Here is a 23,055-nt window from a genome sequence, read left to right as displayed (position 1 = left end):
GGTTGTCGCGGAACGACACGGACTGTCGAGTAAACGTAGCGAACGAGCGCTCGCCGAACGACCGGCCGCTAAAGATTGTTCATCAGCTTGCGTACGCCCGCGACGTGGCGGCGGCTGACGGTCAGGGCCTCCCCGTTCATCCCCTTGAGATAGAGCTGGAAATGCCCCAGCGGGGTGCGCTGCAAGCGCTCGATGCGCTCGCGCGCCACCAAGGCGTTGCGGTGGATTCGGACGAAACGATCACCGAATTCGTCCTCTAGAGCTTTCAACGGCTCGTCCAGCAGCACTTCACCGTGTTCGTGGCGCAGGGTCACGTACTTGTGGTCGGCGATGAAGAAGATCACCTGATCCAACGGGATCAGTTCGATGCCTTTCCGGGTACGGGCGCTGATGTGACTTCGGGGACCGCTCCCGCTGACCGCAGCAGGACGGGTCAGCGCAGCGAGTTGAACACGATTTGGTCGCTCGGCCTTTTTCAACGCCTCGGCCAGCGACTCGGAGCGCACGGGCTTGACCAGGTAGCCCACGGCGCTGACCTGGAAAGCCTCCAGGGCGAACTCGTCATGTGCCGTGCAGAAGATCACCGCTGGCGGTGCCTCCTTCTCACAGAGCCTGGCGGCCACTTGCAACCCGTCCAGGCCGGGCATGCGAATGTCGAGCAGAACGACATCCGGCTTGAGGCTGTCGATCAGAGTAAGCGCCTCCTCGCCATTGCTGGCGGCGGGCTCCAGTACACGGTACCCCTCGAGGTCGCCGACCAGACGGCTGAGGCGCTCGCGGGCAAGGGGTTCATCGTCGACGATCAGGACATTCATATCGCACGGGCTTCCTGCGTGAGTCTCGCACAAGGATAGCGTAGACAGGTGAAGTGGCGGCCGTCACGGCGCTCCACGCTGAGACTTGCCCGCGGCCCGAAAAGTGCCGTCAGGCGGGCGTCGATATTGCGCAGAGCCTGCTGGGTACCACGCGATGGCGACTGCCCCTGGACCTCTTCGTAGGGGTTGCTCACGCAGAGGCGGAACATGCCGTCGCGATAATCCGCTTCGATCCGTACCAGCCCCCCTTCGATGCGCGGCTGGATGCCATGAATCAGGGCGTTCTCCAGCAAGGGCTGCAGCGTCAACTGGGGGATGGGCAGATCGTCCGGTACTTCATTCACCTGCCAATCCAACTGTAGCCGTTCTCCGAGACGATATTGCTCGATCGAGAGATATCGTTTCGCCAACTCCAGTTCCTCGCCCCAATCAACCAGGGTGCCAGGCTTGGCCAGACTGGCACGGAATATGTCGGAGAGGTCGAGCACAGCCTGCTCGGCCTTGTCCGGGTCGATCACCACCAGGCTGGCGATGCTGTTCAGGCTGTTGAACAGGAAGTGCGGCCGAATGCGGGCCTGCAGGGACTCGATACGCGCCTTGAGTTCCGCCTGCTGCTGCTTGCGCCACTGGCTCTGAAGGTAGAAATAGCGCAGCAGCAACGCCGACATGATCAGGCTGATCAGCCCGTGACGCAGGTAGAGGTTGACCTCACCATCACGCGGTAAAGGCCCGCCGAGATCGAAGTAGTCGGCCACCACGGTGCCGGCCAGGGTCAGGCTCACCACCAAGGCGCAACAAAGACCACCGGCCAGCGCGGCGCGCAAGCGCGCCAGCAGCGGCCGCAATTGGCACAGCAGCGCAGCGGAGAGCAGGACGATCCATTGCACGAAGAGCGAGGTCAGGGCCAGGCGCACCCAGTTGAAGCTGGGCAGCATGGGCTCGGCCAGCACCAGCACCAGCACCAGCAGTTCCGCCAGCAGTACCAACCCGAGCAATGCCTCGGGCAGGCACAGCTCCGGCAGAAAGAAGTCGTCGTTGGCGGTTCTGGAACGCGCTTTCTTTTTCAGGCGCTTCGGCATCCCGGACATATCCCCAATGGCCCGGCAGGCGACAAATCGGGGTCGCCGGGCAAAAGCCTGTACTGAACCACCAAATCCACGGCACGTCCGTGAAAGGCTCCAGCAATCTGCCCAGTCCCCGACCGGACAGGCCGCGCCGGTTTTTTCGGCAACACTGTTATTATCGACGGTATTTTCCGGCCCATCGGCTTTCTTTCACCATCCTCACCGAGTGAACCCATGAGCACCGACAAGACCAACCAGTCCTGGGGTGGCCGCTTCAGCGAGCCCGTCGACGCCTTCGTCGCCCGTTTCACCGCGTCCGTAGACTTCGACAAGCGCCTGTACCGCCACGACATCATGGGTTCCATCGCCCATGCCACCATGCTGGCACAGGTCGGCGTACTCAGCGAGACAGAGCGCGACACCATCATCGACGGCCTGAAGCAGATCCAGGGCGAAATCGAGGCTGGCAGCTTCGACTGGCGCGTGGACCTGGAAGACGTGCACATGAACATCGAAGCGCGCCTGACCGACCGCATCGGCATCACCGGCAAGAAGCTGCACACCGGCCGTTCGCGCAACGACCAGGTGGCTACCGATATCCGCCTGTGGCTGCGCGATGAGATCGACATCATCCTCAGCGAAATCACACGCCTGCAGCAGGGCCTGCTGGGTCTGGCCGAAGCGGAAGCCGACACCATCATGCCGGGCTTCACCCATCTGCAGACCGCCCAGCCGGTGACCTTCGGCCATCACCTGCTGGCCTGGTTCGAAATGCTCAGCCGCGACCATGAGCGCCTGGTGGACTGCCGCAAGCGGGTCAACCGCATGCCGCTCGGTTCCGCCGCCCTGGCCGGCACCACCTACCCCATCCAGCGCGAAGTCACCTGCCAGTTGCTCGGCTTCGATGCCGTTGGCGGCAACTCCCTGGACGGCGTGTCCGACCGCGACTTCGCCATCGAATTCTGCGCCGCCGCCTCCCTGGCGATGATGCACCTGTCGCGTTTCTCCGAAGAGCTGGTGCTCTGGACCAGCGCCCAGTTCCAGTTCATCGACCTGCCCGACCGCTTCTGCACCGGCTCCTCGATCATGCCGCAGAAGAAGAACCCCGACGTGCCGGAGTTGGTGCGTGGCAAATCCGGCCGGGTATTCGGTGCCCTCACCGGCCTGCTGACCCTGATGAAAGGCCAACCGCTGGCCTACAACAAGGACAACCAGGAAGACAAGGAACCACTGTTCGACGCCGCCGACACCCTGCGCGACAGCCTGCGCGCCTTCGCCGACATGGTTCCGGCGATCAAGCCCAAGCGCGAGATCATGCGTGAAGCGGCCCGCCGCGGCTTCTCCACCGCCACTGACCTCGCCGACTACCTGGTGCGCAAGGGCCTGCCCTTCCGTGACTGCCACGAGATCGTTGGTCACGCGGTGAAGTACGGCGTGGATACCGGCAAGGACCTTGCCGAGATGAGCCTCAACGAACTGCGCACGTTCAGCGACCAGATCGGCGACGACGTCTTCGCCGTGCTGACCCTGGAAGGCTCGGTCAATGCCCGCGACCACATTGGCGGTACTGCGCCGAACCAGGTCCGTGCAGCCGTCCAGCGCGGCAAGGCCCTGCTCGCCGCCCGCTGACCCTCCTGCCGGGTGGCGCCCATGCACCGCCCGGTTTTCTCGATGACAGGAAATCGCAATGACCGACGACATTGATGAGGGCGAAGAAGCCTTCGCCGAAGCCACGCTGACCCAGGCCATCGAGAACCAGATCGAGGCCGGCGAACCGCCCGCCGCCCGCGCCACCCTCAACAAGCTCAGCTTGGTGGGCTACGAGCGCGAGGAGATTCTCCAGTTGATGGCGCTGGTCCTGGCGCACGAGATCGATGCCATGCTCGCGGCCGACCGCGCCTTCGACACCGAATGGTACGAAAAGGCCTTGCGGGCACTGCCGGACCTGCCTGAAGATCAGGCCTGACCTCTCTTACACTCCATAGACTCCCGATTCCAGCCGGCCATTGCCGGTCTCCGCGGTACAACAAGAACTAGGAGCGACCATGGTCTTCACCCCCGAACTCATTGCCGAATTCGAACTGCTGGCCCTGTTCAACCTGGATAACACCCAGGAAGGCCTGAAAGTCCACAACAATGCCAACCCCAAGGCCCAGGCCGCAGTGATGCGATTGCACCAGAAGGGCCTGATCACCCAGCCCGACGGCGGCTACCTGACCAGCCTCGGCCTGGATGCTGCCGAACACGTCCAGTCCCTGCGCACCATTCTCCAGCCCCAGCCCGCCTGAAGCCGCTGCCGCTCAAGTCGGCAACATAACGGGCGATACAATGCGGACGCCTGCCGGCAGTGAAGGCTGACGGCAGGCTGCCAGCATCGGGACACGAACAGAGCATGACGCGCACCCAGGAAATCCGCCCGGACATCGACGACGGCATCGACCGCAAGGTCCTCGCGCAACTGCGCACCCGCTTCCTCAAGGTCAACAATGGCCGCCTGGATCGTGCCATGCAGGCGCTGTCCACGCGCCAGCAACTGGTCCTGAAGTTGTTGCCGCTGCTGTTCCACGTCAACCACCCACTGCTGCCCGGCTACGTATCCGGTACCGCGCCGGCCGGGGTCGCCGCCTATGAGCCCGATGACGACCTGCTGGCCGAAGTCCAGCGGCTCACCCGCTCCTTCGCCTACAAGCCGCGCCGCGGCCCGCAGCCAACACCCATCCATGGCCTGTTCCTGATGGGCAGCCTGGGGACCATCGCCCAGGCCGAACAGAGCGATATGGACATCTGGGTCTGCCACGCGCCGAACATGGACGCCGCCGCCACCGCCGAACTGCAACGCAAGTGCAGCGCCCTGGAGGAGTGGGCGGCCAGCCAGGGTGCCGAAGCGCATTTCTTTCTCATTGACCCGGCCCGCTTCACCCAGGGCGATCGCGAGACACGACTGACCTCCGACGACTGCGGCACCACCCAGCACTACTTGCTGCTCGATGAGTTCTATCGCACTGCCATCTGGCTCGCGGGGCGCACCCCGCTGTGGTGGCTGGTACCGGTGTACGAAGAGGCACGCTACACCGACTACACCGAGACTCTGCTGTCCAAGCGTTTCATCCGCGCCGAAGAAGTTCTAGACCTTGGGCACCTCGCGCACATTCCGCCCGGCGAGTTCATTGGTGCCAGCATGTGGCAGCTGTTCAAGGGCATCGAATCGCCCTACAAGTCGGTGCTCAAGTTGCTGCTCACCGAGGTCTACGCCAGCGAGCATCCGCAGGTGGCCTGCCTGTCCCTGCGTTTCAAGGAAGCGGTTTATGCCAACCGCCTGGACCTGGACGAGCTGGACCCCTACATGGTGGTCTACCGCCGCCTGGAAGAGTACCTGCGCGGGCGCAACGAAACCGAGCGCCTCGAGCTGATCCGCCGCTGCCTTTACCTGAAGGTGAACAAAAAACTCAGCCGGCCGCCACGCAACCGCAACAAGAGCTGGCAGCGCCTGCTGCTGGAGCGCCTGACCGCCGAATGGCACTGGCAGCACCGCCAGTTGGCGATGCTCGACAGCCGCAGCCAGTGGAAAGTACGCCAGGTGCTGGCCGAGCGCCGCGCCCTGGTCAATGAGCTGACCTACAGCTACCGCTTCCTCTCCCAGTTCGCCCGCAGCGAACAGGCCAGCGGCACTCTCAGCAGTCGCGACCTGGGGGTACTTGGCCGGCGACTCTACGCTGCCTTCGAGCGCAAGGCGGGCAAGGTGGAATTCATCAACCCCGGGATCGCCCCGGACATCGCCGAAGACACCCTCACCCTGGTGCAATGCACCAGCCCGGACGCCGAGGGCGAAACCCAGTGGGCGCTATTTTCCGGCAGCCTGAATGCCCTGGAATGGCAGGACTTCGCGCCGCTGAAACGCAGCCGCGAACTGATGCCGCTCCTCGCCTGGTGCCATCGCAACGGTGTGATCGACACCAGTACCCGCGTCTCCCTGCACCCGGGGAGCAGCGATCTGACCGAGTACGAACTGTCCAACCTGCTGACCAGTCTGCAGCAGGCCTTCCCCCAGCCTCTGGGACAGGTGGATGAGAGCACCTTGTTACGGGCCGGCGCGCCGACCGAGGTGCTGTTGCTGGTGAATATCGGCGTCGACCCCCTGAAGCAGCACAGCCAGAAGAACCTCCACCTCACCACCGAGCGCACTAATGCCCTGGGCTATTCCGGGGCGCGCGAAAACCTGGTGTTGACCATCGATCAAGTGATCTTGAACAGCTGGAACGAGATGCTGGTCAACCGCTTCGAAGGTCCTGAAGCCCTGCTCTCTTGCCTGCGTGACTACCTCAACAGTCTGCCTAGCAAAAGCGCACGCCCCGGCCTGCGGGTACGCTGTTTCTGCCGCAACCGGGCCCAGGCCATCGGCCAGCGCGTACAAGAACTCTTCGAGGACGCCCAGGAGTTACTCGGCGCAGCCGGAATGCCGCGCTTCCTGCTGCAAATCCAGCAGCGCTTCCACGTACTACAACTGGAGCCAGGCCAGGTGAGTCACGCCAGCCTGGTCGATCTGACGGGACTGGTGGAGCACCTGGGGCGCGACCTTCCGGCGTACAGCCCTCTGCAACTGGATCGCCACGCCCTGGAAGATCAGGACCTCGCTGTGATCCTGCCCCTCGGCCGGCCGGAGTGCATCCAGGTGTTCTACCGCCGGGAGGGCGACTGTGCCGAGATCAGCCTGCTGGACGAGCACAACGCTCTCTGGCGCCAACGTCTGCCCTTCCGTGACGAGCAGAGCCTGCTGACGCCACTGCACCGCTTCCTGCAGTCGCTGCTCTACCGACGCTATGCCTTGCTGCCACTGGACAGTCCGCACGCTGCGTTGGTGCCGGAAATCCTTTATTACGAGGTGGTTCGCCAAGGCCGCCATCTGGAACGACGCCCGGCGCCCTCAGCGGCGGTCAGCCACCCCTTCTACGACGTGCAGGCCATCGTCGAGCCGGCCGAACAGGGCTTGGTGCATGTGACCCTGTACTGCAACCACCGCGAGTTCTCAGAACTGGAGTACGGCAACGGCCTTTTCGCCGCCGTAGCCCGACACATCCTCGCCCAGCGTCGTACGCCTGAGCGCTACCCGTGCTACATCACCGACCTCGACCTGTCGCGGGTGCCTGGCAAGGGTCAGGCGCAGACCGTCCACTACCTGCGTTACAAGGTGGAGTTGGAAGAACGGCTGAACAGGGCGTTGCGAGGCGACTGAGTTGGCCGGGAGGACGGGCCTTGCAGGGGCGAATCTCAAGCGGCGAACCTTCGGTCCGCCCGGCGATTGAAATCGCCCCTTCTACAACAGGAAGGATCAGCGGCTGTACTCGCCGGCCGCTTCGGGCTGGTACTCGACTTCCAGCAAGGTCAGCTTGAGGGTCTTGCCACCGGGAACCGGCCAATCGATATGCTGACCGACGGACAAGCCGAGAAGCGCACTGCCCACCGGTGCGAGGATGGATACCTTGCCTTCCCCACCCACGTCTTCCGGGTAGACCAGCGTCAGGTGATAGTCCTTGCCACTGCTTTCCTCGCGGCAATGCACGCGGGAATTCATGGTGACGACGCCCGGCGGAACTTCCTCATGGCCAACCACCTGGGCGCGAGCCAGCTCGCGCTCCAGCGCCTCGGCGGCGGGGCCGAACTCCTCCAGGCTGTCGAGCAGGCGCTCCAGGCGTTGCAGGTCGAGACGGGTAATGGTGATGGGCGGGTGGGTGTTCATGGCGAACGCGCGACTCCTTATGCAGGTAGCGAAAAAAGCGAAACCCCGCCCGAAGGCGGGGTTTCAGATTCTGTCTAACCGGACGACTTGCCCGGAAGCCCGACAGTACGTCAGGGCACCCGCGATTGGCAAGACCAGCCGGTCAGCCGCGCATCGGTCGCCGTCTCAGTTCGGCGGCGGCACAGATTTCGCGGCGGCGCGGATCACTGGCCTGGTTCCACTCGCAGATTTCCGCAAGGGTTCGGCCGCAGCCTACGCATATGTCCGTATCGTCCAGACAGCAGCGTCGGATGCACGGCGACGGATGGCGAGCCAGGGGTGGCCTGTCAGAGTTCGTCGAACTCAAGGTCTTCGCCCGCCTGTTCGCGGGTTACGCGGCTGAGCAGCTCGCCCAGCGGTTCGTCGCTGCTGTCGCAGATCCAGCGACCGCTGGCCTGGTCATAGTCAAAGTGGAAGCCCCCCGAACGCGCTGCGACCCAGAGTTGGCGCAGAGGCTCCTGGCGGCTGAGGATCACCTGGCTGCCGTTCTCGAAGCGCACGGTGAGCACACCAGCGCTATTTTCCAGGTCCAGGTCCAGGTCGCTGTCATCGAATGCGTCTTCCACGCGCTCCTGGGCTTCATCGACCAAGTCGTGGAATTGGGCTTCGCTCAAACTCATCAGGGATTACCTCAGGGCATAGGGGATGAAGGGCGACGGTACTCGCCGAGACTCTGTCCGGTCCAGCGGCGAAAGGCGCGACCCAGGGAGCCGGGTTCACTGAAACCGACCAGAAAGGCAATGTCGGCCAGCTCCAGCGTCGGATCCCGAAGATAGTGCAGCACCAGCTGCTGGCGCGTCTCGTCCACCAGTTGGCTGAAGGATAACCCGGCCTCGCGCAGGCGGCGCTGCAGGGTACGCGGACTCAACGTCAGCGCGTCAGCCAGGCGTTCCAGATCCGGCCCGGCGGCAGACAGCTGGGCGGCGAGCATCTCGCGGGCGCGGTCCAGCACGCTATGGCCCTGGCGCAGTTCGCCGAGAAGGCGTTCGGCATAGCCATCGAATAGCCGGCGCACCTCGGCGTCGGCCTGGCCTAGCGGCGTGGCCAGCAGACGCTTGGGAAAGACCAGGGCGTTGTCCGTCTGACCGAAGCGTATCGGGCAGCGGAAGATCCGCTGGTGCTCCGAGATGTCCACCGGCGCCGGATGCTGGAAGCGCACCTCGGTGGGCGGGATATCCAGTCCGGTGATCCAGCGCCCGAAGGTCACCCAGCCGGACAGGGTTTCTTCCGCCAGCAGAGCGCGCTGCTGCGGCAGGATAGACTCCCAACTGTGCGCCACCTGGGGCTCCAGGCCCTCACGGGGTGGCTCGTCGGCCAGTTCGACCCGCCCCAGGTTACCCACCAGGGCGGCGTAGCGCGCCTGGCGGTGCAGGGCGTCGGCCAGCGTCGCGCAACTCATCAGCAGGAAGCCCAGTACACCGTAGTGGCCGGGGCGCACGGCCTCGCCCAAATGCAGCCCAAGGTGCGGATCGCCGGACAGCCGTGCAGCATGTCCGAGCAGCTCGAGGTAGGCGCTGGCGGCGATGCGCTGGTCACGTTGGGCGAGGATCGCGGGCGTCAGCTGGACATGGCCAAGCAGGTCGGCAGGGGCCACGCCGAGCGGCTCGAGCCGCTCCATCAGACCCTGCAGATAGGCAACCGAGACCGAACCGGCAAGGGATGCGGCGTTATCCATGGGATCTCCTTTTTCCAGCCGCCAATGCTAGCTCTGCACAGGCCCGCAGGCCACGCCGGACGGGTTTTCCGGCGAATAGGCAAGGCGTCGGGGGGTCGGTATACTCCGGAACAATTCACGTTTTCTGCAAGGATTCCGTCATGAAGCGACTCCACGCCCCCTTCGTCGCCCTGCTCGCTGTTGCCTGCCTGCTGGCTGGCTGCGGCCAGAAAGGCCCGCTCTACATGCCTGACGACGAAAAAGCAGCGAAAGAACACCAGAAAGACGTGTACATCCGCTGATCGGGGGAGCAGTCATGGACGCTTTCACTTACCGCGACGGCGAGCTGTTCGCGGAAGGCGTAGCGCTGTCCGACATCGCCGCTCGCTTCGGCACGCCCACCTATGTCTATTCCCGCGCGGCCATCGAAGCCGGCTACAAGGCCTATGCCGATGCGCTGGCCGGAACGCCGGGCATGGTGTGCTATGCAGTCAAGGCCAACTCCAACCTCGGCGTGCTGAACCTGCTGGCGCGCCTCGGCGCGGGCTTCGATATCGTTTCCAGCGGTGAGTTGGAGCGTGTGCTGGCCGCCGGCGGCGCACCTGGACGCATTGTCTTCTCGGGCGTAGGCAAGAGCCGTGACGACATGCGCCGGGCCCTGGAGGCCGGCGTGTATTGTTTCAACGTCGAGTCGCGCAACGAGCTGGAACGCCTGCAGAACGTGGCCGCCACCATGGAGGTGAAGGCTCCGGTTTCGTTGCGGGTCAACCCCGACGTGGACGCCGGCACCCACCCGTACATCGCCACGGGCCTGAAGGAAAACAAGTTCGGCATTTCCATCGACGAAGCCGAAGCGGTCTATACCCAGGCCGCCAGCCTGCCGAACCTCGATGTGATCGGCGTCGACTGCCATATCGGCTCCCAGCTCACCAGCCTGGAACCCTTCCTCGATGCCCTCGACCGCCTGCTGACACTAATCGACCGCCTGAGCGCGCGTGGCATCAACATTCGTCACTTGGACCTCGGCGGCGGCCTCGGCGTGCGCTACCGCGATGAGCAGCCACCGCAGCCCGGCGACTACATCCAGGCCGTGCGCCAGCGCCTGCAGGGCCGCAACCTGGAACTGCTGTTCGAACCCGGTCGCTCCATCGTCGCCAACGCTGGCGTGCTGCTGACCCAGGTGGAATACCTCAAGCACACTGAACACAAGGATTTCGCCGTGATCGACGCGGCCATGAACGACCTGATCCGCCCGGCGCTCTACGAGGCCTGGATGGACGTGGTACCGGTGCAGCCCCATGCCGGCATCGAGCGCACCTACGACCTGGTCGGCCCGATCTGCGAAACGGGCGATTTTCTCGCCCGTGAGCGCAATCTGGTGCTGGCCGAGGGCGATCTGCTGGCGATACGCTCCGCCGGCGCCTACGGTTTCGTGATGAGTTCCAACTACAACACCCGCGGCCGCGCCGCCGAGGTGCTGGTGGACAGTGAGCAAGCCTTCGAGGTGCGCCGCCGCGAGACAATCGAAGACCTCTACGCCGGCGAAAGCCTGCTGCCGCAGTGAGGGCGCATCCATGCTATTGCGCTTCACCAAGATGCACGGCCTCGGCAACGACTTCATGGTCCTCGACCTGGTCAGCCAGCACGCCCATATCCAGCCCAAGCACGCCAAACAGTGGGGCGACCGCAACACCGGCATCGGTTTCGACCAGTTGCTGATCGTCGAAGCCCCGACCAACCCGGATGTCGACTTCCGTTACCGCATCTTCAACTCCGACGGTTCGGAAGTGGAGCAGTGCGGCAACGGCGCCCGCTGCTTCGCCCGCTTCGTCCTCGACAAACGCCTGACGGTGAAGAAACGTATTCGCGTCGAGACCAAGAGCGGCATCATCGAACTGGATGTGCGCCCCGATGGCCAGGTCACCGTGGACATGGGTCCGCCGCGCCTGGTCCCGCAACAGATTCCCTTCGTGGCCGACGCCGAAGCCCTGAGCTACCCGGTCGACGTAGACGGCCAGACAGTCGAACTGGCAGCCATTTCCATGGGCAACCCCCATGCGGTACTGCGCGTCGATGATGTCGCCAGCGCACCGGTACACAGCCTGGGGCCGAAACTGGAGCACCACCCACGCTTCCCGCAGCGTGTGAACGTGGGCTTCCTGCAAATCGTCGACCGCAAGCAGGCGAAACTGCGCGTCTGGGAGCGCGGCGCCGGGGAAACCCTGGCCTGCGGAACCGGCGCGTGCGCCGCCGCAGTGGCCGCGATCCGCCAGGGGTGGATGGACTCACCGGTGCAACTTGAACTGCCGGGCGGCCGGCTCTCTATCGAATGGGCCGGCCCGGGCCATCCCGTTATGATGACCGGACCCGCCGTCCGCGTATTCGAAGGACAGGTTCGCCTATGACCGACCAGCATCAGGACCCGCCACAGCACCTCGACTCCGAGACGGTGGCGGCCTACCTGCGCCTCCATCCGGAGTTCTTCGTCCAGCATGAAGAGCTGATTCCCGAAATGCGCATCCCGCACCAGCCGGGTGACGCTGTGTCCCTGGTGGAACGCCAGGTGAAGCTGTTGCGCGAGAGAAACATCGAGATGCGCCATCGCCTGGCGCAATTGATGGATGTCGCGCGGGAGAACGACCGGCTCTTCGACAAGACCCGCCGCCTGGTGCTCGACCTGCTCGATGCCTCCAGCCTGGAAGAAGTGGTGGGAGCCGTGGAAGACAGCCTGCGGCACGAGTTCCAGGTGCCCTTCGTCAGCCTCATCCTGTTTAGCGAGAGCACCCTGCCGGTAGGTCGGAGCGTTACCGTTGCCGAAGCGCACCAGAGCATCGGTGGACTGCTGGCCGGCGGCAAGACCATCTGCGGCGTACTGCGCGGCCATGAGCTGGAGTTCCTGTTCGGCGCCGAGGAGCGCGACCAGGTCGGCTCCGCTGCCGTAGTCAGCCTGACCTACCAGGGCCTGCACGGCGTACTCGCCATTGGCAGCCCGGACCCGCAGCACTACAAGAGCTCCCTTGGCACCCTGTTCCTCGGCTACATCGCCGAAGTGCTGGCCCGGGTACTGCCACGCTTCGCCACACCCCTGCGTTCGGTGAGATAGCCCACCACCACGCACTCCAAGGAAGTCCCATGCAAGCCGACCTGGATGCCTACCTGAATCACCTGCGCAGCGAACGTCAGGTTTCAGCTCACACCCTGGACGGCTACCACCGCGACCTGCTCAAGGTACGTGCGCTCTGCGAGAAATTCGGCGTTGCCGACTGGCAGGACCTGGACGTCCGCAGCCTGCGCAGCTTTATTGCCCGATTGCACCAGGACGGCCTGTCCAGTCGCAGCCTGGCACGCCTGCTCTCGGCCGTGCGTGGTCTCTACCAATACCTGATCCGTGAAGGTCGTTGCCGCCACGACCCGGCCAATGGTCTTGCCGCCCCCAAGGGCGCTCGCCGCCTGCCCCGAGCACTGGACGCCGACCGTGCCCAGCAGTTGCTGGACGGCGGTGTGGAAGACGATTTCATCGCCCGCCGCGACCAGGCCATGCTGGAGCTCTTCTATTCCTCGGGCCTACGGCTGTCCGAACTGGTCGGCCTGGACCTTGAAGGACTCGATCTTTCTGCGGGCCTCGTGCGAGTGCGCGGCAAGGGCAACAAGACCCGAGAGTTGCCCGTGGGCAGCAAGGCCCGTGAGGCGCTTGAGGCTTGGCTGCCCCTGCGCGCAGCCGCCAATCCCGGCGACGGTGCGGTGTTCATCAGCCAACAGGGCCGGCGCCTGAAACCGCGCGCCATCCAGTTGAGGGTGCGCCAGGCCGGAGTGCGTGAACTGGGCCAGCATTTGCACCCGCACATGCTGCGGCATTCCTTCGCCAGTCATATGCTGGAATCATCCCAGGACCTGCGGGCGGTACAAGAGCTGCTCGGCCACGCCGACATTTCCACCACCCAGATCTACACCCACCTGGACTTCCAGCACCTGGCCTCGGTCTACGACCAGGCCCACCCGAGGGCAAAGCGACGGGGAGCGGACGAATGAGTATCCAGCTGATCACTTTCGACCTGGACGACACCCTCTGGGACAACCGACCGGTCATCGAGGGCGCGGAATCCGCCATGCGCGACTGGCTGATGGAGCACACTCCTGCCCTGGGCACCCTGCCCGTGGAACACCTCTGGGCCATTCGCGGCGAAATCCTGGCTGCAGAACCGAGTCTCAAGCACCGTCTCAGCGAACTGCGCCGTCGTACCCTGCGTCGCGCACTGGAAGGTGTTGGCTACTCCGCCGACGATGCCATCGACCTGGCCGAAGGCGCCTTCCAGGCCATGCTCCACGCTCGTCACCGCATCACCTTCTTCCCCGACACTGTACCCACTCTGGAACGCCTGGCCATCCGTTACAACCTGGGCGTGATTACCAACGGCAATGCCGACGTGCGCCGCCTGGGCCTGGCCGACTACTTCAAGTTCGCCCTCTGCGCGGAGGAGCTGGGCATTGGCAAACCCGACCCGATGCCCTTCCTCGAAGCGCTGAAGCGTGGCGGTGTCAGCGCGCGGGAAGCCGTACATATCGGCGACCACCCGGCCGACGATATAGAAGGCGCCCGCCGCGCCGGCCTGCGCGCCATCTGGTTCAACCCGCTGGGCAAGGAATGGAGCGGCGAACAACTGCCGGATGCGGAGATCACCAGCCTGCGGGAGTTGCCTGAGGTACTGGCGCGCTGGGCGAAGTGGCACTAGAGAGCCAGTGCTTTCGCAGATGAGGCCGCTAGCACACCGATTGCGGCGCTTTCTTCCACTGCATGCATGAAAAAGCCCGCGCAATGGCGGGCTCTTTCGACGGGGGCCGTCCTCAGATGGGGCGGCTGCCGTACTTGCTATCTGGCTTCTTCGGTGGGTCGGCAACCACATTGGGTTCGACCTCCTGCACCTTGCCACCGCGGGCCAGGAATTCTTCCATGGCCCTGGCCAGGGCATCACGCTCTTTCTGCTTGGCTTCGATGCTGGGCATCTCTTCGACTTCGACCGCAGCCTTGGCCTTCTTCCCAGAGGGGGCAGGAGCCTCGCCATCGTCGTCGCTTTCGCCATCATCGGCTGCAGCCAGCTCTTCGCCGTCTTCCTCGTCGGCCGCTTCCAGCTCGTCTTGTTCCAGTTCTTCGTCGCTCATGTTCTACCTCATGCCTTGCCAAAGCAGGTTAGTTATAGCCCAGCTACGCCAGCTTACTAACGCGGCTGGAAAAAATTCAGGGCGCCTCGCCGTGCAAGGTCGCCAACAGTCGGCGAGCACCGCCCTGGTCGCGGTGTTCACCCAGGTAGACACCTTGCCAGGTGCCCATTGCCAGTTGCCCGTCTCGGAGCGGCAGACTCAACTGACAGCCGAGCAGGCTGCCCTTGAAGTGCGCGGGCAGATCGTCCGGTCCTTCATAGTCATGTTCATAGCCGCTTTCACCCTGGGGCACCAGGCGATTGAAGAATCGCTCGAAATCTCGCCGCACAGAGGGATCGGCATTCTCGTTCACCGTCAGGGAAGCCGACGTGTGTTGCAGCCAGAGGTGCAACAGACCGACGCGATAGCGCCGCAGTTCCGGCAATGCGGCCAGGATTTCCTCGGTCACCAGGTGGAAGCCACGCGGCTTCGGGCGCAAGGTAATCAGGGTCTGCTGCCACATCCGCAAATACCTGTCTCGGCTTGTACGGCCGGCATTCTAGCGCGGCCGTTGAAAAAGCAAAGGGCGCCTTGCGGCGCCCTTTTCGGCTTTTTCTGTCGACTTCCCCGTCGGCAGCTGCCGAACGGGGAAATCATCTGCATCAGAGGTTGTAGCCGCGCTCGTTGTGCTGAGCCAGGTCGAGGCCGACGGTCTCTTCCTCTTCGTTGACACGCAGGCCCATGACCACGTCCAGCACCTTCAGGATCACGAAGGTCACGATACCGGTGTATACCACGGTGAAGGCCACACCCTCGAACTGGATCAGCAGTTGGGCGCCGATGTCTTCCACGGTGCCAAAGCCACCCAGGGCCGGTGCGGCGAACACGCCGGTCAGCAGCGCGCCGACGATACCGCCGATGCCGTGTACACCGAAGGCATCCAGGGAATCGTCGTAGCCCAGCTTGCGCTTCAGGCTGGTCGCACAGAAGTAGCAGACCACGCCGGCAACCAGGCCGATGATCAGGGCGCCCATCGGGCCGACGGTGCCGGCAGCCGGGGTGATGGCAACCAGGCCGGCGACCACACCGGACGCGATGCCCAGGGCGCTCGGCTTACCGTGGGTCAGCCATTCGGCGAACATCCAGCCCAGGGCGGCAGCGGCGGTGGCGATCTGGGTAACCAGCATGGCCATGCCGGCAGTGCCGTTGGCGGCTACTGCGGAACCGGCGTTGAATCCGAACCAGCCCACCCAGAGCATGGCGGCGCCGACCAGGGTGTAACCCAGGTTGTGCGGAGCCATCGGAGTGGTCGGATAGCCCTTGCGCTTGCCCAGCACCAGGCAGGCTACGAGACCGGCGACACCCGCGTTGATGTGCACCACGGTGCCACCGGCGAAGTCGAGCACGCCCCAGTCCCACATCAGCCCGCCATTGCCGCTCCACACCATGTGGGCGATCGGGGCATAGACCAGGGTGAACCAGACAGCCATGAAGATCAGCATGGCGGAGAACTTCATGCGCTCGGCAAAGGCACCTACGATCAGGGCCGGGGTAATGATGGCGAAGGTCATCTGGAAGGTGATGAACACGCTCTCAGGAATCGCGTACACCAGGCTGCTGGTGTTCAGGCCGCTGAGGAAGGCCTTGGACAGGCCGCCCACGAAGGAGTTGAAGTTGATCACCCCCTGTTCCATGCCGGTGGTGTCGAAGGCCAGGCTGTAGCCGTAGACCACCCACAGGATGCTGATCAGGCCGGTGATGGCGAAGCACTGCATCATCACCGACAGAACATTCTTGGAGCGCACCATGCCGCCGTAGAACAGCGCCAGGCCGGGGACGGTCATGAACAGCACCAGTGCAGTAGCGACGATCATCCACGCCGTGTCACCACTGTTCAGCACAACCTCGTCGGCGGCCATGGCCAGGCCGGGGGTAACGAGGGACAAAAGGGCTCCTAGCCCTGCGGCTTTACGCAGAGTCATGTTGTTTTCTCCTGGGGCGTTGGGGTTCGGAGGCTTAGATCGCGTCTGTGCCGGTTTCGCCGGTACGGATACGGATGGCCTGTTCCAGATTGACGACGAAAATCTTGCCGTCACCGATCTTGCCGGTATTGGCTGCCTTGGTGATGGCCTCGATCACGCGATCCAGTTGATCGTCGGCGATGGCCACGTCGATCTTCACCTTCGGCAGGAAATCGACAACGTATTCGGCGCCACGGTACAGCTCTGTGTGGCCTTTTTGCCGTCCGAAGCCCTTGACCTCGGTGACGGTAATGCCCTGCACACCGATCTCCGACAACGACTCACGCACGTCGTCGAGCTTGAAAGGCTTGATGATGGCGGTGACTAGCTTCATGAAACTCTCTCCCGTGTTTGGTTGACTTGCCCCAGGAAAAACGCGAACCCGGCTCAAGTCTAAGCGCAGTGTCTGGCTTTTGTAACGCATCGGCCCACCCTGCCTCGGCACGCCGACATCAACCAACCGCTTCTGGCGAAACACTCCCCCGCCTCGCCCGGTGCACCGGAACTGCATCGGTGCATGCGTCGCCCACCTCCAAGCAGATTTCTTGCCAGCTCCGAACAAAGTGCCTTTTTTCAAGCAGATACTGGCCGAGTGCCTGTTCCACATGACCGGAACCGACCCCCCTATCGCACCAAAAAAGTGCGCAGCGCCCCAGTGTCCTGCTCAAAAAGTGTGCGCCGCCCATCGCCAGTCCGACCCCGGGAGCACCGTGGTAGACTGCCGCCCATTCACCTACGGATACCCACCATGCTGCCGCCCAAAGCCCTGCTCGATACCCTCGCCGCCACTGCCTCGCGCCTGTTCAGCAGCGACAGCCCGTTGCCCCGCGCCGAGGTCGAGGCCCAGTTCAAGGCATTGCTGCAGAGCGCCTTCGGCAAGCTCGACCTGGTCAGTCGCGACGAGTTCGACAGCCAGATGGTGGTCCTCGCCCGCACCCGTGCACGCCTGGAAGCCCTTGAGACCAAGGTCGCGGAACTGGAAGCCAAGCTGAACCCGCCGCCAGCGGAGTGATCCCGCTCCGGCCCGGCGGTCCGATCAAGGAGTGATCAATGTCCCTGGCCATCGTCCACAGCCGCGCGCAGGTCGGCGTCGAAGCCCCTGCCGTGACCGTCGAAGCCCATCTCGCCAACGGCCTGCCGTCCCTGGCCCTGGTGGGCCTGCCGGAAGCGGCCGTAAAGGAAAGCAAGGATCGTGTGCGCAGCGCGATCCTGAACAGCGGGTTCGACTTCCCGCCCCGCCGCATCACCCTCAACCTCGCCCCGGCTGACCTACCAAAGGATGGCGGCCGATTCGACCTGGCCATCGCTCTCGGCGTCCTCGCCGCCAGCGGCCAATTACCGGCCAATGCCCTGGAAGAAGTCGAGTGCCTGGGAGAACTGGCGCTCTCCGGGGCCCTGCGCCCAGTTCAGGGTGTACTGCCCGCCGCGCTGGCCGCTCGTGCAGCCGGGCGGATCCTGGTGGTACCCAAGGAGAACGCGGAGGAAGCCAGCCTCGCCAGCGGTCTCAAGGTGCTCGCTGCCGCGCACCTGCTGGAACTTACCGCGCACTTCGCCGGCCATACCCCGCTCGCCCCGTATCAGCCCAGGGGCTTGCTGGAGGAGCGACCGCCCTACCCTGACCTCGCCGATGTCCAGGGCCAGGCAGCCGCCAAACGCGCCCTGCTGGTGGCCGCAGCCGGAAGTCACAACCTGCTCTTCTGCGGGCCTCCGGGCACCGGCAAGACCCTGCTCGCCAGCCGCCTGCCCGGCCTGTTGCCTCCCCTGGGAGAGCAGGAGGCGCTGGAAGTGGCTGCCATCCATTCGGTAGCCAGCCACGCACCTCTACAATCCTGGCCACAGCGACCCTTTCGACAACCGCATCACAGTGCGTCGGGCGCCGCGCTGGTCGGTGGCGGCAGTCGACCCAAACCGGGGGAAATAACCCTGGCGCATCAGGGGGTGCTGTTCCTTGACGAGCTGCCAGAATTCGACCGGAAGGTGCTGGAAGTTCTGCGTGAGCCGCTGGAAAGTGGCGAAATCGTCATCGCCCGTGCCCATGACAAGGTGCGCTTCCCGGCGCGTTTCCAACTGGTGGCGGCGATGAACCCCTGCCCCTGTGGATATCTGGGCGACCCCGGTGGCCGCTGCCGCTGCACCCCAGAGCAGATTCAGCGCTACCGCGCCAAGCTGTCCGGCCCCCTGCTCGACCGAATCGATCTGCACCTGACCGTCGCCCGCGAATCCACCAGCCTGGAGCCACCGACCAGCGTAGGCCCGGGCAGTGCGGAAGCCGCGTCCGAAGTGGCTCGGGCACGGCGCCTGCAGCTTCAGCGGCAGGGCTGCGCCAACGCATTCCTCGACCTGCAGGGCCTGCGTCGGCACTGCGCCCTGGACGCCTCCGACCGCGCCTGGCTTGAAGACGCCTGCGAGCGCCTGAACCTGTCCCTGCGCGCCGCCCACCGCATCCTCAAGGTGGCGCGAACCCTGGCCGACCTGGAACAGGCCGGGAAGATCGCCCGCCATCATCTCGGAGAGGCCCTGCAATACCGGCCCGAGGCACTGACATGAAGCAATTAAAGCTATTGATAAAATGCAGATAAGAGAATTTACCTATCATTTTTGCTAGAATGCTGCGCCTTCCGCCCTTGGCGGCCATCCGATTAAAAGGAGAGCTAGCTCAATGGAGGCACGTTCGTCTTCGCAATCCACCCTCAATCCGCCGGTTTTTTTCGGCTCCGCCTTCCTCATCATTGCCCTGGTGCTCTACAGCACCCTGGCCCGCGAACAAGCCCAGACCCTGTTTGGCCACATCCAGAACTGGATCGTCGTCAATGCCAGCTGGTTCTACGTCCTGACCGTGGCGCTGATCCTCATCACCGTGGTCTTCCTCGCGGTCAGTCGCTTTGGCGACATCAAGCTCGGTCCCGACCACAGCCGCCCCGAGTACCGCAACAGCTCCTGGTTCGCCATGTTGTTCTCCGCGGGCATGGGCATCGGCCTGATGTTCTTCGGCGTTGCCGAACCGCTGATGCATTACGCCAACCCGCCAGTGGGCGATGCCAACACCGTCGCCGCCGCCAAAGAGGCGATGAAGCTGACCTTCTTTCACTGGGGCCTGCACGCCTGGGCGATCTACGCCATCGTCGCGCTGATCCTGGCGTTTTTCTGCTTCCGCCACGATCTGCCGCTGACCCTGCGTTCGGCGCTCTACCCATTGATCGGCGACCGCATATACGGCCCCATCGGCCACGCTGTGGATATCTTCGCCATCCTCGGCACCGTGTTCGGCGTGGCCACCTCCCTCGGCTATGGCGTACTGCAGATCAACAGCGGCCTCAACCATCTGTTCGGCCTGCCGGTCAGCGTGCCGGTACAGCTGGGGTTGATCGCCGGCACCTGCGCTCTGGCCACCCTGTCGGTAGCCAGCGGGCTGAACCGGGGGATAAAGATCCTCTCCGAGCTCAACCTGGTGCTGGCTGTGATCCTGCTGGCCGTGGTGCTGGTGCTGGGGCCCACCGTGTTCCTGCTGAAGACCTTCGTGCAGAACACCGGCGGTTACCTGTCGGAGATCGTCAGCAAGACCTTCAACCTGTACGCCTATGAATCGAGCGACTGGATCGGCGGCTGGACCTTGCTCTACTGGGGTTGGTGGCTGTCCTGGTCGCCCTTCGTCGGGCTGTTCATCGCGCGCATCTCCCGCGGACGCACCATCCGCCAGTTCGTCTCCGGCGTATTGTTCGTTCCAGCCGGCTTCACGTTGCTGTGGATGACGGTGTTCGGCGACACCGCCATTCACATGGTGCTGCAGGACGGCGTCCACAGCCTGCTGGACACCGTGGCCCGGGACAGCTCGCTGGCGCTCTTCGCCTTCCTTGAGCAATTCCCCTTCGCTTCGCTGTTGTCCATCGTTGCGGTACTCATGGTGGTGGTGTTCTTTGTCACCTCGGCCGACTCCGGCGCCCTGGTGGTCGACATGCTGGCCTCCGGCGGCCGCGAGGTAACGCCGCTCTGGCAGCGCCTGTTCTGGTCGATCCTGACAGGCGTGGTGGCCATGGCGCTGCTGGTGGCCGACGGCCTCAAGGCCCTGCAGACCGCAACCATCGCCAGCGCCCTGCCCTTCGCCGTGGTGCTGCTGGCGGCTACCTGGGGCTTGCTCAAGGCCCTGCGCCTGGACGCCACCAAACGCGGAATCCGCTACCAGGCACTCAATCTCTCCCGCCCGGCCCAGCGCCAGCAGGGTGGCTGGCAACGACGCCTGCGCAATATCCTGATGTTCCCGCGCCGCACCCATGTCACCCGCTTCATCGAGGAAGTCGTACGCCCCGCCTGTCAGGACGTGTCCGAGGAGCTGCGCAAGCAGGGCTACGGGGTCGAGGTACAGAATGGCGAGGATGGGCGCTGCAAACTGAACGTCGGCCACGGCACCGAGGTGGACTTCAGCTATGAGGTGCGCCCCCGCGCCCTGCCTCTGCCGCGCTTCGTCGCGCGTGACAATGGCGAGGAGAGCGTCGACTCACGCAAGTACTTCCGCGCCGAGGTGTACCTGCGTGAAGGCGGGCAGGACTACGACGTGATGGGCTGGAGCCGTGACGAGGTGATCGGCGATCTACTCGACCAGTACGAGAAGCACCTGCACTTCTTGCACGTCGTCCGCTGAGGCCCCTGTTACTGCAGGGGCGGACTCATTCGCCCCTGCAGGCCAGCGGAAACATTTATCCACAGCCTGACGCAGCCCCAGGGGCGCCAGGCTGCGATACTCGCCGCCCCGTTTTACGGAGTCCGGCATGACCAGCCTAAACCTCGGCCCACTCGCTATCCCCATGCAGCATGCGCTGCTCTACCTTGGTTTCTTCGCGGCGCTGCTAGCCGGCTGGGTAGCCGGGCGCAAGCGCAAGACCAATCCCGAGGGTGCGCTGTTCGCCATGCTGATCGGCGGCCTGCTGGTGGCGCGACTGGCCTTCGCCGGACAGTACTTCGAGCAATACGCCGCAGCGCCCCTGAGCCTTGTGGATATCCGCGACGGTGGCTTCCTCTTTTGGCCGGGCCTGCTCGCCGCCACCCTCGTCGGTGGTGTGCTCGCCTGGCGCAGACCGGTCCTGCGCCAGTCGCTGGCCATTGCCGTGCTGGTGGGAGGCAGCCTCTGGGGCAGCGGCCAGGCGCTGGTTTCAGCCCTGGAGCGCAGCCGCCAGCTACCGGCACTTAGCCTGATGGACCTGCAGGGCAACCCGGTGGAACTTCGTGAACTGGATGGCCGCCCCCTGGTGATCAACCTCTGGGCCACCTGGTGCCCACCATGCCGTCGCGAAATGCCGGTACTGGTGGCCGCGCAGAAGGCGCACCCTGACGTGCGTTTCATGCTGGTGAATCAGGGTGAGCACGCCAAGGCCGTGTCCCGTTACCTCACCGAACAGGGACTGGCGCCTCGGGATGTGGTGCTCGACAGCGGTAATCGCCTGGGCCAGGCCACTGGCTCCTTCGGCCTGCCCACCACCCTTTTCTACGACGTCAACGGAAGGCTGAACCATAGCCACATGGGCGAACTTTCCAGCGCCAGTCTCGAGCACGGGCTACGCCAGCTGCCCTAACCCAGCAGTTCCACTTTCGGAAGCTGCATGGTCGCCACTTCCGTCTGCAGAAAGTCGCGCAAGCGCCGCAGGCGGTCCTGGCCGCTGCGGGCGCGCGGCCAGACCAGGTAGTAGCTCTCGCCACTGGCCACCGCCGTGGGCCAGGGCAAGCCGATGCGCCCCTCGGCAACGTCTTCCGCGATCATCACCAGATCGCCAATGGACACACCATAGCCGCGCGCGGCGGCGACTATGCCCAGTTCCAGGGTGTCGAACACCTGCCCGCCCTTGAGCGACACCTGCTCGTCGAGCGACATGCGCTGCAACCAGCGCCGCCAGTCGCGACGGTCCGGTGTCGGGTGCAGCAGTTCAGTGCGCTGCAGTCGGTCCAGGCTCCAGGGTTCAGCCCCCTGGCCCGGCTCGCAGACCGGGATCAGCCACTCGCTAAACAGCAGGGTCACCTCCCAGTCCTGGCTGAACTGGCCGTTGCTGAGCAGCACCGCGCAATCGAAGGGCTCGTGCTGGAAATCCACCTTGTCCACATCCATCCAGGCGCTGGTCAGTTGCACCTCGATGTCGTCGTTGAGGTGGCGAAATCGGCTGATACGCGGCAACAACCAGCGCATGGTGAGCGTCGATGGCGCTTTCAGGCGCAGGGTTGCGTCATCGACGCGCAGCGTGATGCAGGCGCGCTCCAGGGCATCGAAACCATCCCGCAGGCCGGGCAGCAGCATGCGCGCCGGCTCGGTGAGCTGCAGATTGCGCCCCTGGCGTTCGAACAATCGACAGGCGAAATGATCTTCCAGGGTGCGGATGTGCCGACTCACCGCGCTCTGGGTGATGGCCAGCTCCTCGGCGGCGCGGGTGAAGGAAGCATGGCGAGCGGCGGCCTCGAAGGCACGCAGGGCGTAAAGCGGCGGCAGGCGACGCGACATATGCCTTTACCTATGAGTCAAAGTCATGGATTGCATCATTTTTTTCCTTTTGTGCTGCCGGTTCAAGGCTCGGAGAATTGCTGGTTGACGCGCTGGCCAAAGGAATTGGCCGGC

25 protein-coding genes are annotated in these 23,055 nt (G+C 64.4%); 14 read left to right on the top strand and 11 right to left on the bottom strand.

The features are described 5' to 3' along the window. Positions 1–68: 68 nt before the first annotated feature. Together AAHM40_RS02865 and AAHM40_RS02860 are read right to left on the bottom strand one after the other, a co-directional pair. A complete protein-coding gene (locus tag AAHM40_RS02865) occupies positions 69–815 on the bottom strand; it encodes a LytR/AlgR family response regulator transcription factor (protein ID WP_016495333.1) in 747 nt (248 codons plus the stop codon). Beyond that, on the bottom strand, positions 812–1,894 hold the full coding sequence (locus AAHM40_RS02860) for a sensor histidine kinase (protein WP_342243328.1): 1,083 nt from the start codon (positions 1,892–1,894) through the stop codon (positions 812–814). The genes AAHM40_RS02865 and AAHM40_RS02860 overlap by 4 nt, the downstream gene beginning before the upstream one ends. Before the next feature lie 219 nt (positions 1,895–2,113). On the opposite strand from AAHM40_RS02860, the gene argH reads away from it, so the two are divergent. The 4 genes from argH to AAHM40_RS02840 all read left to right on the top strand — a co-directional run bounded on the left by argH (position 2,114) and on the right by AAHM40_RS02840 (position 7,109). Next, positions 2,114–3,508, top strand: coding sequence for an argininosuccinate lyase (argH, locus tag AAHM40_RS02855; RefSeq protein WP_342243327.1), 1,395 nt, complete (start codon positions 2,114–2,116; stop codon positions 3,506–3,508). Between the two features lie 58 nt (positions 3,509–3,566). Continuing rightward, entirely contained in the window at positions 3,567–3,845 is a 279-nt protein-coding gene (locus AAHM40_RS02850) for a hypothetical protein (RefSeq protein WP_342243326.1), read from the top strand. A gap of 79 nt (positions 3,846–3,924) precedes the next feature. Further along, positions 3,925–4,167: a TIGR02647 family protein gene (locus AAHM40_RS02845; protein WP_028626854.1), complete on the top strand. Its 243-nt coding sequence runs from the start codon at positions 3,925–3,927 to the stop codon at positions 4,165–4,167. A gap of 104 nt (positions 4,168–4,271) precedes the next feature. Continuing rightward, on the top strand, positions 4,272–7,109 hold the full coding sequence (locus AAHM40_RS02840) for a class I adenylate cyclase (protein WP_342243325.1): 2,838 nt from the start codon (positions 4,272–4,274) through the stop codon (positions 7,107–7,109). Between the two features lie 96 nt (positions 7,110–7,205). Here AAHM40_RS02840 and rnk read toward each other — a convergent pair whose 3' ends face one another. The 4 genes from rnk to AAHM40_RS02820 form a co-directional block, all read right to left on the bottom strand. Next, positions 7,206–7,613: a nucleoside diphosphate kinase regulator gene (gene rnk, locus AAHM40_RS02835; RefSeq protein WP_028626856.1), complete on the bottom strand. Its 408-nt coding sequence runs from the start codon at positions 7,611–7,613 to the stop codon at positions 7,206–7,208. Positions 7,614–7,755: 142 nt separating this feature from the next. Continuing rightward, positions 7,756–7,959, bottom strand: a complete 204-nt coding sequence (locus AAHM40_RS02830; protein ID WP_342243324.1) for a DUF1289 domain-containing protein — start codon at positions 7,957–7,959, stop codon at positions 7,756–7,758. Further along, complete coding sequence (cyaY, locus tag AAHM40_RS02825; protein ID WP_028626857.1) at positions 7,940–8,272, bottom strand: iron donor protein CyaY; 333 nt, start codon at positions 8,270–8,272, stop codon at positions 7,940–7,942. The genes AAHM40_RS02830 and cyaY overlap by 20 nt, the downstream gene beginning before the upstream one ends. 11 nt (positions 8,273–8,283) lie before the next feature. Continuing rightward, a complete protein-coding gene (locus tag AAHM40_RS02820) occupies positions 8,284–9,327 on the bottom strand; it encodes an AraC family transcriptional regulator (protein WP_342243323.1) in 1,044 nt (347 codons plus the stop codon). A 140-nt stretch (positions 9,328–9,467) separates the two neighbouring features. Here AAHM40_RS02820 and lptM point away from each other — a divergent pair, with 140 nt between their 5' ends. From lptM to AAHM40_RS02790, 6 genes are read left to right on the top strand one after another with little or no spacing between them, the layout of a single operon-like run. Then, a complete protein-coding gene (gene lptM, locus AAHM40_RS02815) occupies positions 9,468–9,608 on the top strand; it encodes an LPS translocon maturation chaperone LptM (RefSeq protein ID WP_003457568.1) in 141 nt (46 codons plus the stop codon). A gap of 14 nt (positions 9,609–9,622) precedes the next feature. Next, entirely contained in the window at positions 9,623–10,870 is a 1,248-nt protein-coding gene (gene lysA / locus AAHM40_RS02810) for a diaminopimelate decarboxylase (protein ID WP_342243322.1), read from the top strand. Between the two features lie 10 nt (positions 10,871–10,880). Next, entirely contained in the window at positions 10,881–11,711 is an 831-nt protein-coding gene (dapF, locus tag AAHM40_RS02805; RefSeq protein WP_342243321.1) for a diaminopimelate epimerase, read from the top strand. After that, positions 11,708–12,409, top strand: a complete 702-nt coding sequence (locus AAHM40_RS02800; protein WP_028626862.1) for a DUF484 family protein — start codon at positions 11,708–11,710, stop codon at positions 12,407–12,409. The genes dapF and AAHM40_RS02800 overlap by 4 nt, the downstream gene beginning before the upstream one ends. A 29-nt stretch (positions 12,410–12,438) precedes the next feature. Further along, positions 12,439–13,335 (top strand): tyrosine recombinase XerC, encoded by an 897-nt coding sequence (xerC, locus tag AAHM40_RS02795; protein WP_342243320.1) that lies wholly within the window; start codon positions 12,439–12,441, stop codon positions 13,333–13,335. Then, positions 13,332–14,036 (top strand): HAD family hydrolase, encoded by a 705-nt coding sequence (locus AAHM40_RS02790; RefSeq protein ID WP_342243319.1) that lies wholly within the window; start codon positions 13,332–13,334, stop codon positions 14,034–14,036. Before xerC ends, AAHM40_RS02790 begins: the two co-directional genes overlap by 4 nt. Before the next feature lie 112 nt (positions 14,037–14,148). On the opposite strand, the gene sutA is transcribed toward AAHM40_RS02790, so the two are convergent. The 4 genes from sutA to glnK all read right to left on the bottom strand — a co-directional run bounded on the left by sutA (position 14,149) and on the right by glnK (position 16,797). Beyond that, positions 14,149–14,463 (bottom strand): transcriptional regulator SutA, encoded by a 315-nt coding sequence (gene sutA, locus AAHM40_RS02785; RefSeq protein WP_280285283.1) that lies wholly within the window; start codon positions 14,461–14,463, stop codon positions 14,149–14,151. 76 nt (positions 14,464–14,539) lie between these two features. Continuing rightward, the gene (locus AAHM40_RS02780; RefSeq protein ID WP_342243318.1) at positions 14,540–14,965 is read right to left on the bottom strand and encodes a secondary thiamine-phosphate synthase enzyme YjbQ; all 426 of its coding nucleotides are present in this window, start codon (positions 14,963–14,965) and stop codon (positions 14,540–14,542) included. A gap of 139 nt (positions 14,966–15,104) precedes the next feature. Next, a complete protein-coding gene (locus AAHM40_RS02775; protein WP_342243317.1) occupies positions 15,105–16,424 on the bottom strand; it encodes an ammonium transporter in 1,320 nt (439 codons plus the stop codon). Between the two features lie 34 nt (positions 16,425–16,458). After that, entirely contained in the window at positions 16,459–16,797 is a 339-nt protein-coding gene (gene glnK, locus AAHM40_RS02770; protein ID WP_003457590.1) for a P-II family nitrogen regulator, read from the bottom strand. A gap of 414 nt (positions 16,798–17,211) precedes the next feature. Here glnK and AAHM40_RS02765 point away from each other — a divergent pair, with 414 nt between their 5' ends. The 4 genes from AAHM40_RS02765 (at position 17,212) to AAHM40_RS02750 (ending at position 22,027) form a co-directional block, all read left to right on the top strand. Further along, a complete protein-coding gene (locus AAHM40_RS02765; protein WP_342243316.1) occupies positions 17,212–17,475 on the top strand; it encodes an accessory factor UbiK family protein in 264 nt (87 codons plus the stop codon). Between the two features lie 38 nt (positions 17,476–17,513). Next, complete coding sequence (locus tag AAHM40_RS02760) at positions 17,514–19,010, top strand: YifB family Mg chelatase-like AAA ATPase (RefSeq protein ID WP_342243315.1); 1,497 nt, start codon at positions 17,514–17,516, stop codon at positions 19,008–19,010. 112 nt (positions 19,011–19,122) lie between these two features. Continuing rightward, entirely contained in the window at positions 19,123–21,099 is a 1,977-nt protein-coding gene (locus AAHM40_RS02755) for a BCCT family transporter (protein WP_342243314.1), read from the top strand. Between the two features lie 127 nt (positions 21,100–21,226). Then, on the top strand, positions 21,227–22,027 hold the full coding sequence (locus AAHM40_RS02750; protein WP_342243313.1) for a TlpA disulfide reductase family protein: 801 nt from the start codon (positions 21,227–21,229) through the stop codon (positions 22,025–22,027). Here AAHM40_RS02750 and AAHM40_RS02745 read toward each other — a convergent pair. Further along, positions 22,024–22,941 (bottom strand): LysR substrate-binding domain-containing protein, encoded by a 918-nt coding sequence (locus AAHM40_RS02745; RefSeq protein WP_342243312.1) that lies wholly within the window; start codon positions 22,939–22,941, stop codon positions 22,024–22,026. The two genes, AAHM40_RS02750 and AAHM40_RS02745, sit on opposite strands and share 4 nt — an antisense overlap. Between the last annotated feature and the right edge of the window lie 114 nt (positions 22,942–23,055).

Source organism: Pseudomonas sp. OTU5201, from assembly GCF_038440135.1.
Classification (GTDB): Bacteria; Pseudomonadota; Gammaproteobacteria; order Pseudomonadales; family Pseudomonadaceae; genus Metapseudomonas; species Metapseudomonas resinovorans.
Note: the sequence above shows the minus strand (reverse complement) of the source record. Positions and strands in the feature narration are given on the sequence as shown.